Genomic DNA, 14,537 nt, shown 5'->3' with positions numbered 1-14,537 from the left:
TGACGCCGGTAGAGTACCGACGCCAGTTTGCTTGATGGGGCTTTTTTAACTGTCTACAAAATAGGGGCTTGACCAAGCAGGTTGTGGGCTTTTTTGCATTTTTGTTGAAGCCTGACTTTCTGTACGACTGCAACTTGCCTACTTGGAAATTATATAAGTGTACAAACGTAACTGTTATCAGATCAACAATACAGAGGTCATTTCCTTTTCACCGATCAGAATGTTAATGCGATGTGTATCGGAGTCATAAATGACAATTCCGCTGCCTACATGAATCATGGACTCTGAACCCAGCGCATAGAAAAGGTCTTCTGCCAGTGCTTCCTGAACTTCACGCTTTTCACTATCCTGCAGAGCTTCCCATTCCTCCGATTCCATATGAAAGAATACATAGCTGTCCGGGATCAGATCCAGCGCTGCAGTCAGATCCTCCAGAATCCCCTCATAATCACGACCGTGTTTTACCCCCATACCTCTACTCCTTCCAAACTGCCGATATTGTCACAATTGCCAACTTCTTTCCATTATAACTCAAAAAACTCTTAACAAAGTATCATATTCTGTCGATAAAAAAGTATCAGCTTTCAAGCAACGCCATCATTCCATGGAAGAGAATGATGCAGGAAATAAACTATATACTCATGGACGAGGTGTATTATGCAAATTTCAACAATTATTGGTCTGGCACTCGGGTTATTATCCCTGGTTGTCGGGATGATGCTCAAAGGAGCTCCACTGATCAGTTTGGTCAACAACCCTGCTGCATACGTTATTATTTTCGTAGGTACGGCAGGTACGATTTTTATGGCATTCCCGATGCCGGAAGTAAAACGTATCCCTAAGCTTTTCGGTATTATTTTCAAAGAAAAACCGCTTATGAGCAAAACAGAATTGGTACGCATGTTCATGGAATGGGCTTCCATTACCCGCCGTGAAGGATTGCTCGCACTGGAATCCAAAGTCGAAGAAATTGACAATACATTCCTTCGCAATGGTATGCGTATGATTATCGATGGTAACGATCAGGAATTTGTTCAGGATGTTCTAATGGAAGATATTAATGCAACCGAAGAACGTCACCGTTCGGGTGCCCTGATTTTCACTCAGGCAGGTATGTATGCTCCTACACTCGGCGTACTCGGTGCCGTAGTCGGTCTGATCGCGGCACTCGCCGATTTGAGTGATATGGGTAAACTGTCTCATGCAATCGCCGGTGCATTTATCGCGACTGTTCTCGGTATCTTTAGTGGTTATGTACTATGGCATCCGATGGCCAACAAGTTGAAGCGTCTGTCCAAAACAGAAGTCGAAGTAAAGCTGATGATGGTCGAAGGACTTCTGTCTATCCAATCAGGCGTGTCAACCATGGCCATCAGCCAGAAACTGTCCGTGTTCCTGACTCCTACAGAAGTAGCTGCAATGGATGCTGACGGAGGAGGTAAAGCCAGTGAGCAAGAAGGGTAAACGACATGAACCCCACGAGGAGCATGCGGACGAAAGCTGGCTGCTTCCTTATTCCGACTTAATGACGCTGCTGCTCGCTCTGTTCATTACCCTGTTCTCCATGAGTTCAATGGATGCAGCCAAGTTTGAACAGATGGCGCAGGCGCTCAGTGCTGCATTTTCCGGAGGTACAGGCGTACTTAACGAGAACGCGATGGCTCCAACCGCAGGTAAAGTACCGAACAAAGAGCCTCAGGATTCAACAGCAGCTGCTGCAGCTGCTTCACCTCAGGATACATCAGCCAATTCCAAGCAAAAACTGCGCGAGCAGCTGAAAAAGCAGGAACAGAAGGATCTGGAAGACCTCAAGCGCAAGCTGGATAAGTATATCAAGGAAAATGGATTAAGCACTCAGCTGACTACCAAGCTGAACCAGTCCGAACTGAGCATTACAATCAGTGATAATACCCTGTTCGCTTCCGGACAGGCTACAGTGAAGCCAGACTCCCGCAAGCTCGCCAAGTCATTGGCCGCGATTCTGCAGGAAATTCCGAATTATGATGTAATTGTCTCCGGTCATACGGATAATGTTCCAATCTCCACTTCCCGGTATACATCCAACTGGAATCTGAGCTCGGATCGTGCACTCAACTTTATGCAGATTATGCTGCTGAACAAGAACCTGAATCCGCGCAAATTCAGTGCGATCGGTTATGGTGAATATCGCCCGATTGACAGTAACGGCAACAATGTGGGCCGTGCCAAGAATCGCCGGGTTGAAGTAGCCATTGTACGTAAGTATGTGGACAATGACGTGAAGCCTACGCTCCAATCGGTTTCGGACAACAATAAATAACAAATAATAAGTTATACCGCGATCTTCTTCAAAACAGGCGGATACAGAGCATTCTGTATCCGCCTGTTTTTGGCTTTTTAACCAATCTGTTTGCCTTAGCCGATTGAAAAGAAATCCGGTATTGCCTACAATTATATAAGGGCATAAATCATGATATTCAGGCATTTCGGATGATTTATTTGTACTCATTTATCCACAGAACGCTTACACAGCAAGGTTTTCCACAGCAAAATAAAGTTATCCACAATTCTATCCACAAGCTGTTAACAACGAATATTTGTTCGATGTACAAGTACGATAAATAGTCATATAAAAAGGAAGTGTTTTCAATTTTAATGGAACAACATACGCACTGGATGAGAGAGGCCATCCGGGAAGCGGAAAAGGCAGAAAAACTGGGTGAAGTACCTATCGGTGCGGTTATTGTCAAAAATAATGAGATCGTCGGACGCGGTTATAATTTGCGGGAGACGACTCACGATGCTACCGCCCATGCCGAAATTTTGGCGATCCGGGAAGCGAGTGAATCACTCAGTTCCTGGCGGCTGCTGGACTGTACATTATACGTAACGCTGGAGCCCTGCCCGATGTGTGCAGGCGCTATCGTACAGAGCCGTATTCCCAATGTCGTCTATGGTACCGTCGATCCCAAGGCCGGCTGTGCGGGTACCCTGATGAATCTGCTCCAGGAACCAAGGTTTAACCATCGTACCGAGGTGCTGGAAGGCATTCTGCAGGAAGAATGCGCCTCGCTGTTAACCCGCTTCTTCCGCGAGCTTCGACTTCGCCTCAAGAAACCGAAGCCACTGCAGCCTGAGTAAAAGGAGGATGGATCGATGTCTATTGAGCTTTACCATGCCAATAAAGGCATTCATGTCCGGCAGCTTCATCCCGATGATGCCGAATCCCTGCTGCAGCTCCGTCTTCAGAGCCGGGAAGCCAATCAGCAGTATGAGCCAAGGTACCCGGAAGAGTTTTTCACATTAGCCAGCCAGCTCGATCTCATCTATCGGCGTCGCCAGGAAGCGGCAGAGGACTGGGGATATCTGTTTGGTATCTTTATCACACAGAGTCAGCAGCTAATCGGAACTATCTCACTCAGTCATATCGTGCGCGGTGTAGGTCAGTTCGCCGAGATCGGATATTCGCTGAGTCATCTTCATCAGGGTCAAGGTTACATGACAGCTGCAGTCAAACTGATTGTGGATTACGCATTTCGCTCTCTGGGGCTGCATCGTATCCAGGCGGGCATTATTCCCCATAATACAGCTTCACGCCGTGTAGTGGAGAAATGCGGCTTCCAGCCGGAAGGCATTGCCCGTCAGCTCGTCAAAATTAACGGCCAGTGGGAAGATCATCAGATCTATGCCATTCTCGCCAGTGATCTGGAGGATCCTTCTTTCTCTTCCACCGCCGGTATATCAGGGTCTCAACAGGAAAAGCCTCACCGTTCGCTATGAACGGTGAGGCTTTTGTCTGAAATAGTGAAAAGCTGCATGAGCGGCTCTCTTGTCTTCATCATTTACGCTGCGAATTCCAGATCTTAGTAGCCCATTTCCTGCTGCAGTTGATCCATTGTTACAACATCGTCACCTGTTGGAATACCCAGGCTGAATGTTTGTTTTTCATTGATTTTGGAGTACTGGCTGCTTCCTTCCAGTGCTACCTTCACGTTTTCTTTGGTATCCGGATTTGCAAATACCGCATCCATGACCATCTTCTGATATACCGGGAAGTTATCATCGTTAATCGCTGTATCTACATGGAACTGGTTTAGCGTCATGTATTTATCCATCTCATTCACCGTTTTGGTGAATTCGTTCTGGGAATCTTCGGACTGCAGGGATTTTTTCACTTCATCGAGATCCGATTGCGTGATGTTCAGTGCAGAACGGTATTCTTCTTTGGACAGTACATCCAGTACAGCTGGCAGTGCCTGTTTTACAAAGATTGTTACTGCTTCTTTGGCATTTTCGTTCGTTACAGCGAATTGAACAACCTGCTTGGCATCCACGCCTTCAGGCAGAGCTGCATCTTTTTTGTCTACATCTTTGAAGTATTTCGCTTGATCGTATTTATCCAGTACTGCACTGGACAGCTCCTGGGACAGCTTTTGGCTGGTCTCTACGCTCAGCGGCTTGTATTCCTGTCCTTCCATTTCAGCCAGTTCTTTCAGATCCAGCTTCAGGAATTTACCGACTACTGTCTCTGGCAGAGGCAGCATTGGAATTTGTGGAATTTTTACGTACATGGTTTCCTGTGTCATGATCATTGGCAGCTTGATATTGATAGCGCCATCGCTCAGGTTTACGTTCATCGTCATTTCCGTTTGCATCGGATTGCTTTGATACATACCGGTTACAGAGACCTGCGCATTTTTCAGCGTATTGGCAATCTGTGCAGTAGTCGGATCTGTAGATGCTTTGCCATCGGCAGTTGTAAATGCCAGATTCGTAATTTTAAACTGACTTGTCATTGCATACGATGTCATTTGGGCAGCATTGGTTGCTGCTGCTTTTACAGCCGCTTTAGGTTCTTCTTTTTTGGTACAACCTACCAGTGCCAGTGTAAATACCAGCAGGATCGCCAAAAGGCTTCCAGTCAATCTTTTGTTCATGTTGTTACCCCTTTCGTTTGTGTCCATCAATGAAGTATTGCTCCATTTGTCAAAAGCAAACGGTTTATGGACTCCGCATCCATGATAAACCATTTTGGCAGTATTTTAAATGACAAACCTTAAATTGGTTATAAATAACTGCAAAAGCCGTTCAGGATAACGCAGAAATTAGGACAGTCACCTTTTTATACCAGATTATATCTAATTTCTGCCTGTACAAGGAGCTTTAATGAATATCCTGTTTTTTGAAACGGCCACCTTTGACATCGTGGATATTACCTACCGCCATGAATGCATTTTCGTCAAAATGATTTACAATCTCTTTGAGCTTGGCTTCTTCCAGCCGGGAAATGACGCAGAAAATCACTTTCTTTTCTTCCCCCGAGAATCCACCTTCTCCGGATAAATAAGTAACCGTTCTTCCGAGCCGGCTGATAATCGCATCGCCAATATCATGTGTTCGTTCGCTGATAATCCATACCGACTTGGACTGATCCAGACCATCGATTGTAATATCGATGACCTTGGTAGCAATATAATACGCGATAATGGAATACATTGCCCGGTCCCAACCAAATACAAATCCTGCGCCGCAGAGTATAAATACGTTCAGAATCATAACGATTTCCCCTACCGAGAAAACCGACCGCCGGGACAGCAAAATAGCGATAATCTCTGTTCCATCGAGCGATCCCCCGGAACGCAGAACCAGTCCTGTCCCCAATCCGAGGAACATCCCACCAAATACAAAAGCCAGCACCGTTTCCTTCACTACTGCTTCTACCGGATGCAGCAGCAGGGTGCCTATCGACATCACAGTAATGCCCAGCAGTGTGGATAATGCAAAAGTTTTGCCAATCTGCTTATAACCAAGCACGAGAAATGGCAGATTCAGCAGGAACAGAAATACGCCCAGCTTCCATCCCGTCAAAAAAGACATGATAATGGATATGCCTGTAATTCCGCCATCCGTAATATTATTGGGTACCAGAAACAGCTCAAGTGAAGCGGCTACCGTCATAGCCCCGAGGACAATCAGCAGCGAGCGAGCCAGCGTACTTTTCAGTGAACGTCTTCCGTGTTCTACCGGTGCGAACTCGGATACTGGAGGTTGTTTGACAGCCATGGCGATCCTCCTTTTTCTATGTACGTTCTTTCATGCTACATGGTGGCAACTTTTTTCCAAATGCACGGAAGTTCGTAACGTCCACCTCTATATTATGGCATAAAATGGCTGTTCATCCTATATAAATCAAGATGTATTGGACGGAAATACAAAAAAAGTCGCCCCGGTTTGGAACGACTTGGTTATTGTAGATGTATGGCGGAGAGGGTGGGATTCGAACCCACGTGGGCTTGCACCCTAACGGTTTTCAAGACCGCCCCGTTATGACCGCTTCGGTACCTCTCCATTAAATACTAATATTGCACAACACAAATATCATATCATACATCTTTAGTCATGACAACTTTTATTTCGCTGTACCGCCAATTACTTCTACACCGCGCATATACGGACGAAGCACTTCAGGTACCACGACACTTCCGTCTTCCTGCTGGTAGTTTTCCAGAATAGCAGCTACCGTACGGCCTACAGCCAGACCCGAACCGTTCAGCGTGTGTACGAATTCAGGCTTGCCCTTGCTGTCTTTGCGATAGCGGATACTTGCACGGCGCGCCTGGAAATCCTCTACGTTCGAGCAGGAAGAGATCTCACGATACATATTGCTTTCCGGCAGCCATACTTCCAGATCATAAGTTTTGGCCGCACTGAAGCCCATATCTGCGGTGCAAAGAGCCAGTACACGGTATGGCAGACCTAGCAGCTGCAGTACGCGCTCCGCATTGGCTGTCATTTTCTCCAATTCTTCATAAGAAGTCTCCGGTTCAACCAGTTTGATCAGCTCGACCTTGTTGAACTGGTGCTGACGAATCAATCCGCGTGTATCCCGTCCGGCTGCACCGGCTTCGGAACGGAAGCAGGAGCTGTAGGCAACATAGTGCTTGGGCAGATCTTCTTTGGACAGAATCTCTTCACGATGGTAGTTGGTTACCGGTACTTCAGCGGTAGGAATCAGATAGTAGTCCGAATCAGTCAGTTTGAATAGATCTTCTTCAAACTTCGGCAGCTGGCCCGTACCTACCAGGCTATCACGGTTAACGATATATGGCGGCAGAATCTCTTCATAACCGTGCTCTTCACTGTGCAGATCCATCATAAAGTTAATCAGTGCGCGCTCCAGACGTGCACCCATTCCCTTATAAAAAGTAAAACGGGACCCTGTTACCTTAGCACCGGCTTCAAAATCGAGAATCCCCAGATCCTGCGCCACATCCCAGTGTGCTTTTGGTGTGAAATCAAACTGGCGTGGTTCGCCATTGCGTCGTACTTCCACATTATCGTCTTCGGATGCACCTACAGGAACGCTGCTGTGAGGCAAGTTCGGAATGGACAGGGTCAGCGCATCGATCTCGGTCTCCAGGTTACGGATTTCCTCGTCCAATGCTTTGATCCGATCGGACACCTGACGCATTTCCAGAATCAGTTCTTCGGCATCTTCTTTATTTTTTTTACGCTGAGCCACTTCTCCGGATACGGTATTCCGGCGGTTTTTCAGCTGCTCGGTCTCCTGCAGCAGCTCACGGCGCTTGGTATCCAGCTCCGGGAAGCCTGCGATCAGATCCAGCGATTTGCCGCGGTTTTGCAGCGCTGTGGCTACACGATCGTAGTCATTACGCAATATTTTGACATCTAACATAAATAACCCCTCCTAATAAAATAACCTTAACTCCCGGTTCTCTTTTTCGCCGACAGGGCAGTCATTCTGCAGCAGCCTATAAAGGCTCTAATCTGCTGAAAGAACACTACACTGTACCGGGCAAGTGAGAACTTGCCGCAATCCGCAGAGAGAAATACGATCCTGTCTGCGGAAGCTGCCAAGAGTTAAGGTATGGTCTATCCTATACATTCCTGCTTGTATACGTTCCTGCGTTTCTGCATACAGGATGAACCTACTGCTTCATCCTGTATAGCGGCAATAGACAGATTAATGGGCAGCAGACAGTGACTGTGCCACCATATCTGCAAAGTACTGATGAAGGCGATAATCGTCCGTCAATTCCGGATGGAAGGAGCAGGCCAGCAAATGTCCCTGCCTTGCCGTTACAATCTCATCCTGATACACAGACAATACTTCCACACCTTCGCCGACTTCCTGGATCAGCGGCGCACGGATAAACACTGCACGAATCGGTTCATCGATTCCTTTGACTTCCAGATCTGTCTCAAAGCTCTCCCGCTGTCTGCCAAAAGCATTACGGGACACCGTCATATTCATCAGGGACAGATGCGCCTGATCATGACCGGCAATTCGCTCAGCCAGCACAATTAATCCGGCACAAGTTCCAAATAACGGCTTGCCCTGTGCAGAAAACTGCTGTAATGCTTCTATAAAGCCATATTGACGCATCAGCTTGCCGATCGTTGTACTCTCACCGCCGGGAATAACAATTCCGTCGATCTCGTCCAGCTGCTCTACACGCTTGACAGTGACTGCTTCCGCTCCTGCCAGCTGCAGACTGCGGATATGCTCTGCAACGGCACCCTGCAGTGCCAAGACACCGATTTTCATGTGCAATCCTTCTTTCTTACCAACCGCGGTCCTGCATGCGCTCGCCCGCAGTTAATTTGGAGATTTCAATGCCTTTCATCGGGGCACCCAGATTTTTGGATACTTCGGCGATCAGCTTGTAGTCGTTAAAGTGCGTCGTTGCTTCCACAATGGCACGGGCAAATTTCTCAGGGCTGTCCGATTTGAAAATACCGGAGCCTACGAATACGCCGTCAGCACCCAGATGCATCATCAGTGCCGCATCCGCTGGTGTCGCTACTCCGCCGGCTGCAAAGTTAACTACCGGCAGCTTGCCGTTCTCATGTACGCCAATCAGCAGATCATAGGCTACACCCAGGTTTTTCGCTTCTGCATACAGTTCGTCCTTCGACATGTTCTGTACTTTGCGGATCTGGCTGTTAATATGACGCATATGACGTACCGCTTCCACAATATTGCCTGTTCCCGGCTCACCTTTGGTACGAATCATGGATGCACCTTCGCCGATACGACGCAGTGCTTCGCCCAGATCTTTGGCACCACAGACGAACGGTACGGTGAAATCGTGTTTATCAATATGAAATACTTCATCAGCAGGGGTCAATACTTCACTCTCATCGAGATAATCCACACCCAGTGACTCCAGTACTTTAGCTTCTACATAGTGGCCAATACGTGCTTTGGCCATAACAGGAATGGATACCACTTTCATGACTTCTTCCACAATCGTCGGGTCAGCCATACGGGCTACGCCGCCGGCTGCGCGAATATCAGAAGGTACACGTTCGAGAGCCATAACCGCTGTCGCACCAGCAGCTTCAGCTACTTTTGCCTGCTCCGCATTCATGACGTCCATGATGACGCCGCCTTTTTGCATTTCTGCCATACCTCTTTTAACTCTCGATGTACCAGTTTCCATGTCCATGCCTCCTGATTCTTTCTGTAAGCATTGTGCATCGCATAATGCTGACTTCCTAAAATAATGTGATTCCGTCAGCCTACGCTATCGAAGTTATACGCACTGCCAGCGCGGATTACAGGACAGAATCTAACTCATAATTTTACATGACACTTCTGCAATATACAATACATTTACTTCGAGCGGGTAAAGTGAAAAAGCAGCCGTCCGAGGAAGTCATGACGCGTTATCAAAATGCGCCATACTCCCCGTCAGCAGCAGCAATGATAATCGATTAGAACATGTTTTTGACAGAGTCGAACAAGTCGCCAAACAGATCTCCGATCGAACGGAAGAACAGGCGCAGCCAGCTTCCCTTTTCGACAGGCTCGGCAGCGATCAGGTTTACGGTAGTCACCTGATCCTGAGCGATGCTGTCATTTTTGTAAGTATACGTAATCGTGCCAAGCGCTTTGCTTGCTGCGATTGGAGCAGTACGTGCCGCTTCATCGGATTGAGCTACAGTATAAGTTACGTTTTTGGGTTCTGTGCCTTTTGGTACAACTACGTTAACAGCTGCATCGGTTACAACAGGCACTTCTGTTGCTGCACCTTTGACTACCGGGATAGTAGCCAGACCGGATACAGCGGATTTTGCACCAATGATTTGTTTGACTTCAAAGTTATCAAAGCCGTAATCCAGCACCTTTTTCGTTTGCTTAAAGCGCTCTGCTTCGGTTTCTGCTCCCATGACCACACTGATGAGACGCATACCATTACGTTCTGCTGTTCCTGTAAAACACTGCTTGGCAGCTGCCGTATGACCCGTCTTCAGGCCATCCAGACCTGGGTAGGCATAAGCTTTGAAGTTAGTAATGGAAGAGTTGGATTCCAGCATCCAGTTCCAGTTTACAACCGGAGCTTTATCTGTTGGACGGAACTTGAACGATTGAATACTGGTTACATCGCTAAAGTCTGGATGATCATCGACAATATGACGAGCCAGAATAGCCGTGTCCATCGCCGACATAATTGTTTCTTTACCATCTTCCGGACGGCTCGCTTCCGGCATATCGGCAACGTTAAGGCCTGTAGAGTTAGCGAAATGGGCTGTTTTCATCCCAAATTCTTTGGCTTTGGCATTCATCAGTTTAACAAAGTCTTTCTCTGTTCCTCCAATATGTTCTGCCAGTGCTACAGAAGCATCATTGGCTGAACCAATAGCCATGGCTTTGTATAAATCCAGCACAGTATGTTTGTCACCTGCAGCCAGGAATACACGCGAACCGATCTGGGCTGCTGCGTTCTCGGATACAGTTACTTCATCATCCCATTTGATCTTGCCCTGTTTAACGTAGTCGGACACCAGATATTCCGTCATCATCTTGGACATACTGGCAGGCGGCAGAGCTTCATCACTATTGATTGATAGCAAAATCTTACCGGTTGACGCTTCCATCAATACTGCAGATTTTACTTGCAACTCAGGAGCCTTGATATTGGATACAGCAGACCCTGTTTTAGTATCAGCTGCTTCTGTAGACTTTGAATCTGCAGCAGTACTGGATGTAGCAGCAGATGCTGCCATGGCAGCTGTAGGGATAATCGTAGATATACAAAGCATATTTACAAGCATCAGTGATGCTACACTTTTTTTGATCAATTGACGTTTCGACTTCTTACCTTTTTGCGTTAATAACTTGCGTTCCAATGTATTAATGCTCCCCTCAAAGTCATAGCTTATGTTGTTCATGTAATATACAGCATTTGGCATTCTTGCAGTTCCATAATGATGATAGCCGGTAAAATCCTATAGCCGAATGATCACAATGATTCAATCCCGGATAATTCAGCTATTCACCAGAGCCAATCAATGACCCATTCGATGCAATAGCTGCTTATGTAACAGGCATAACATACGGAAAAGCCCAATATCACAATGACTTTCTCATTTTAGCACACGGCGACATGCAAAAAAAGACAAGCTTGCTGAAAATCACAAGCTTGTCCGAACGTCAATCATATAGTGCAGAACAGAACACTCTATATTACAGAGAGTAGTTCGGTGCTTCTTTGGTGATCTGAATATCATGCGGGTGACTCTCACGCAGACCGGCACCAGTGATGCGGACAAATTGCGTATCATTGCGCAGTTCAGTCAAATCAGCTGTACCACAGTAACCCATACCGGAGCGCAGGCCACCAATAAGCTGATGAACAGTATCCGACAATGGTCCTTTGTAAGCGACACGGCCTTCAATACCTTCCGGAACGAGCTTCTTATCATCGTCCTGGAAGTAACGGTCTTTACTACCCTGCTTCATTGCAGCCATGGAACCCATGCCACGATATACTTTGAAACGACGACCCTGATAGATTTCGGATTCGCCCGGGCTTTCTTCTGTACCGGCAAACATGCTTCCCAGCATAACTGCATCCGCGCCTGCTGCCAGTGCTTTGGTGATTTCACCGGAGTACTTGATACCGCCATCTGCAATGATCGGTACGCCATACTCACGGGCTACAGTAGCACAATCATAGATCGCGGTAACCTGTGGTACGCCGATACCAGCGATAACACGAGTTGTACAAATCGATCCCGGACCGATACCAACTTTAACAACAGAAGCACCTGCCTGAATCAGATCACGGGTAGCTTCGCCTGTAGCCACATTGCCTGCTACAATCGTCAGCTCAGGGAACATGGAGCGCAGCTTGCGAACCGCATCCAGAATGTTAATGTGATGACCGTGTGCGGAGTCTACAACAAGAAGGTCTACACCTGCGTTAACCAGTGCTTCTGCACGTGCAAATGCATCCTGGGACACACCAACAGCCGCACCGACCAGTAGACGCCCTTGAGCATCCTTCGCTGCATTTGGGAATTGGATCGCTTTTTCGATATCTTTGATCGTAATCAGACCTTTGAGGATATTGTTATCATCCACCAGAGGCAGTTTTTCGATTTTATGCTTTTGCAGAAGTACTTCGGCTTCCTGCAGTGTAGTACCTACCGGAGCAGTTACCAGATTCTCGCTGGTCATTACTTCGCTGATTTTCATGTTGTAGTCATGGATAAAACGCAGATCACGGTTGGTAATAATGCCGACCAGTGTTTTGTTTTCGTCTACAATCGGTACACCGGAGATACGGTATTTAGCCATAACCGCTTCTGCATCAGATACCATTTTGTCCGGAGTGAGAGAGAATGGATTGGTAATAACACCGCTCTCGGAACGTTTTACACGATCTACTTCTTCAGCCTGCTGTTCAACAGGCATATTTTTGTGAATAACACCGATACCACCTTCACGAGCCATGGCAATAGCCATTGCAGCTTCCGTAACAGTATCCATACCTGCACTAATCAAAGGCACATTCAGTTTTACATTTTTGCTTAATGTTGTAGCTACGCTCACTTCTTTTGGTAACACTTCGGACTTACGCGGTACTAACAGTACGTCATCAAATGTTAGTCCCTCTTTAGCAAATTTTGTTTCCCACACGAGGATGTTCCTCCCTTTAGTTGAATTCATACTTACCATATTGAATAATTCATTCCGCTCGCCTACTCTGTACAGACTTCCAGGATCATCTATCGTAAACCCTCTGAAATCTTCCGTTAAAGCTATTTTCAGAAGTATTCAATCAACCGGATACTCTATTAAAAACCTTAAATAACAAGGAAATGTACGCCTTGAAAATAAGTTTCTGAAAATATATTATTGCCATCTTAGCAAAGGGGTTATAGGCTGTCAAGAACGTTCCGACAATATCCCCTAATTCAAAGCTATTGCTTTTATATGGAGTACTATTGTCCACTCAGTAAGGACACTAGATCGATACTAACCGGGGCCTTTAGTATTAAGAAACACTACTCATTAACAAGGCACTCCAAATTAACAATATGCTTAAAGTTCATCACTGCTCGTCTATATATATCTATACAAATAAAGTCATAATTATACGGGTTAATTCCAAGCAGCCAGCTATAGTTTCATAGCATTTTTAACTCCAATACATTGCAAGTTTTAATTCATTTATCCGAATTCACTCAAAATTTCATCTAATTTTTTTCCAAATATATGAATAAGGTCCATTATATTGGGTACTTTATAAACAAACCACTATAGCATTGAAAGGAGATTGATTATGAAAAAAGGTATTGCTTCTTTACTCGTTGGTTCTGCTCTGTTAATTGGTACAGGTACTGGTGCACTGGCTGCTACGAACATGGAGGAAGTAACTGCATATTTAAATGATCAAATCAAAGTAGAGGTAGATGGTAATCCGGCGACTCTGCAAACCGCTAATGGCAAAGCCGTAACTCCTCTAACCTACAACGGCACTACTTATCTTCCTGTTCGTGCTACAGCAGAATTGATGGGTGCCAATGTAGTGTATAATGCAGCTACAAGCACTGTACAGCTCACTACAACTACAGGTAATACGTATGCAGGTACTACTACTTCAGGTGGATCGACAACTAGCGGTTCTACTGACACTACAGGTACTACAGGAACAACTACTGATACTACAACCGGTACAACTTCAAATGCTGGTACTACAGGTACTAGTACAGATACAACAGGCACAACTAATCCGTTCACAGAAACAACCAATAGCGGTACGGTAAACAGTAATGGCGGAACTGTAGATTCTACGACTGGCGGTGAAGTAAGCAGTCCTGCTTCTGGAACTACTGTAGACACAACTACGGGTGGATCGACTAACCCGAGTCAGGATAATGATACTACTGGCAACGACGACTAATTGTAACGGTGTTAAAGTTAGTCGAAAAATTGAGGTAAATAATAGCTTATGCATAAAGAAATAGTTTAGTGAGATATTACTAAGACTCTTTCCAAATGGAAAGAGTCTTTTATTTATAAATTAAATGGTAGAGTGGCCTGATCAGCAGATACCGTTATTGATTATGCTTTACAGGTTATGAAAATCTTTATAGCGTATTATATTACTCTATCGCTCTATTGCTCCTTCTTATTAAACCAATAATCTAAATAGGAGAAATACAAAAAAGACGCTATCCAGTTGGATAACGTCTTTCTTTTTCGTCGCTTGGCAACGTCCTACTCTCCCAGGACCCTGCGG

General features: G+C 46.0%; 13 protein-coding genes and 1 tRNA gene. 5 read left to right on the top strand and 9 right to left on the bottom strand.

What is annotated here, in order from left to right; all coding sequences use genetic code 11:
- Nucleotides 1-177: 177 nt before the first annotated feature.
- Entirely contained in the window at nt 178-471 is a 294-nt protein-coding gene (locus tag WH45_RS22525; RefSeq protein ID WP_046216675.1) for a hypothetical protein, read from the bottom strand.
- Nucleotides 472-657: 186 nt separating this feature from the next.
- Here WH45_RS22525 and motA point away from each other — a divergent pair, with 186 nt between their 5' ends.
- From motA to WH45_RS22505, 4 genes are all read left to right on the top strand, one after another.
- A complete protein-coding gene (gene motA / locus WH45_RS22520; protein WP_046216674.1) occupies nt 658-1,464 on the top strand; it encodes a flagellar motor stator protein MotA in 807 nt (268 codons plus the stop codon).
- Complete coding sequence (locus WH45_RS22515; RefSeq protein WP_046216673.1) at nt 1,448-2,299, top strand: flagellar motor protein MotB; 852 nt, start codon at nt 1,448-1,450, stop codon at nt 2,297-2,299. Before motA ends, WH45_RS22515 begins: the two co-directional genes overlap by 17 nt.
- A 335-nt stretch (nt 2,300-2,634) precedes the next feature.
- The gene (tadA, locus tag WH45_RS22510) at nt 2,635-3,120 is read left to right on the top strand and encodes a tRNA adenosine(34) deaminase TadA (protein ID WP_052723929.1); all 486 of its coding nucleotides are present in this window, start codon (nt 2,635-2,637) and stop codon (nt 3,118-3,120) included.
- Between the two features lie 15 nt (nt 3,121-3,135).
- Complete coding sequence (locus tag WH45_RS22505; RefSeq protein ID WP_046216672.1) at nt 3,136-3,759, top strand: GNAT family N-acetyltransferase; 624 nt, start codon at nt 3,136-3,138, stop codon at nt 3,757-3,759.
- Between the two features lie 83 nt (nt 3,760-3,842).
- Here the strand turns inward: WH45_RS22505 and WH45_RS22500 are convergent, their stop codons facing one another.
- The 8 genes from WH45_RS22500 to guaB all read right to left on the bottom strand — a co-directional run bounded on the left by WH45_RS22500 (nt 3,843) and on the right by guaB (nt 12,931).
- Nucleotides 3,843-4,916 (bottom strand): hypothetical protein, encoded by a 1,074-nt coding sequence (locus WH45_RS22500; RefSeq protein ID WP_046216671.1) that lies wholly within the window; start codon nt 4,914-4,916, stop codon nt 3,843-3,845.
- A gap of 226 nt (nt 4,917-5,142) precedes the next feature.
- Entirely contained in the window at nt 5,143-6,042 is a 900-nt protein-coding gene (locus WH45_RS22495; protein WP_052723928.1) for a YitT family protein, read from the bottom strand.
- A gap of 196 nt (nt 6,043-6,238) precedes the next feature.
- Nucleotides 6,239-6,327 (bottom strand) — tRNA-Ser (locus WH45_RS22490).
- Nucleotides 6,328-6,388: 61 nt separating this feature from the next.
- Nucleotides 6,389-7,675 carry a serine--tRNA ligase gene (gene serS / locus WH45_RS22485; RefSeq protein WP_046216670.1) on the bottom strand — a complete coding sequence of 429 codons (1,287 nt, stop codon included), beginning with the start codon at nt 7,673-7,675 and terminating at the stop codon, nt 6,389-6,391.
- 288 nt (nt 7,676-7,963) lie between these two features.
- Entirely contained in the window at nt 7,964-8,548 is a 585-nt protein-coding gene (gene pdxT, locus WH45_RS22480) for a pyridoxal 5'-phosphate synthase glutaminase subunit PdxT (protein WP_046216669.1), read from the bottom strand.
- Between the two features lie 16 nt (nt 8,549-8,564).
- Nucleotides 8,565-9,446 carry a pyridoxal 5'-phosphate synthase lyase subunit PdxS gene (gene pdxS, locus WH45_RS22475; RefSeq protein WP_046216668.1) on the bottom strand — a complete coding sequence of 294 codons (882 nt, stop codon included), beginning with the start codon at nt 9,444-9,446 and terminating at the stop codon, nt 8,565-8,567.
- Between the two features lie 274 nt (nt 9,447-9,720).
- Nucleotides 9,721-11,061, bottom strand: a complete 1,341-nt coding sequence (locus WH45_RS22470; RefSeq protein WP_268748584.1) for a D-alanyl-D-alanine carboxypeptidase family protein — start codon at nt 11,059-11,061, stop codon at nt 9,721-9,723.
- A gap of 412 nt (nt 11,062-11,473) precedes the next feature.
- Nucleotides 11,474-12,931: an IMP dehydrogenase gene (gene guaB, locus WH45_RS22465; RefSeq protein WP_046216667.1), complete on the bottom strand. Its 1,458-nt coding sequence runs from the start codon at nt 12,929-12,931 to the stop codon at nt 11,474-11,476.
- 646 nt (nt 12,932-13,577) lie between these two features.
- On the opposite strand from guaB, the gene WH45_RS23035 reads away from it, so the two are divergent.
- Nucleotides 13,578-14,198, top strand: coding sequence for a stalk domain-containing protein (locus WH45_RS23035; protein ID WP_052723927.1), 621 nt, complete (start codon nt 13,578-13,580; stop codon nt 14,196-14,198).
- Nucleotides 14,199-14,537: the final 339 nt, after the last annotated feature.

The sequence above is a fragment of the Paenibacillus wulumuqiensis genome (assembly GCF_000971965.1).
Taxonomy (GTDB): Bacteria; Bacillota; Bacilli; order Paenibacillales; family Paenibacillaceae; genus Saccharibacillus; species Saccharibacillus wulumuqiensis.
Note: the sequence above shows the minus strand (reverse complement) of the source record. Positions and strands in the feature narration are given on the sequence as shown.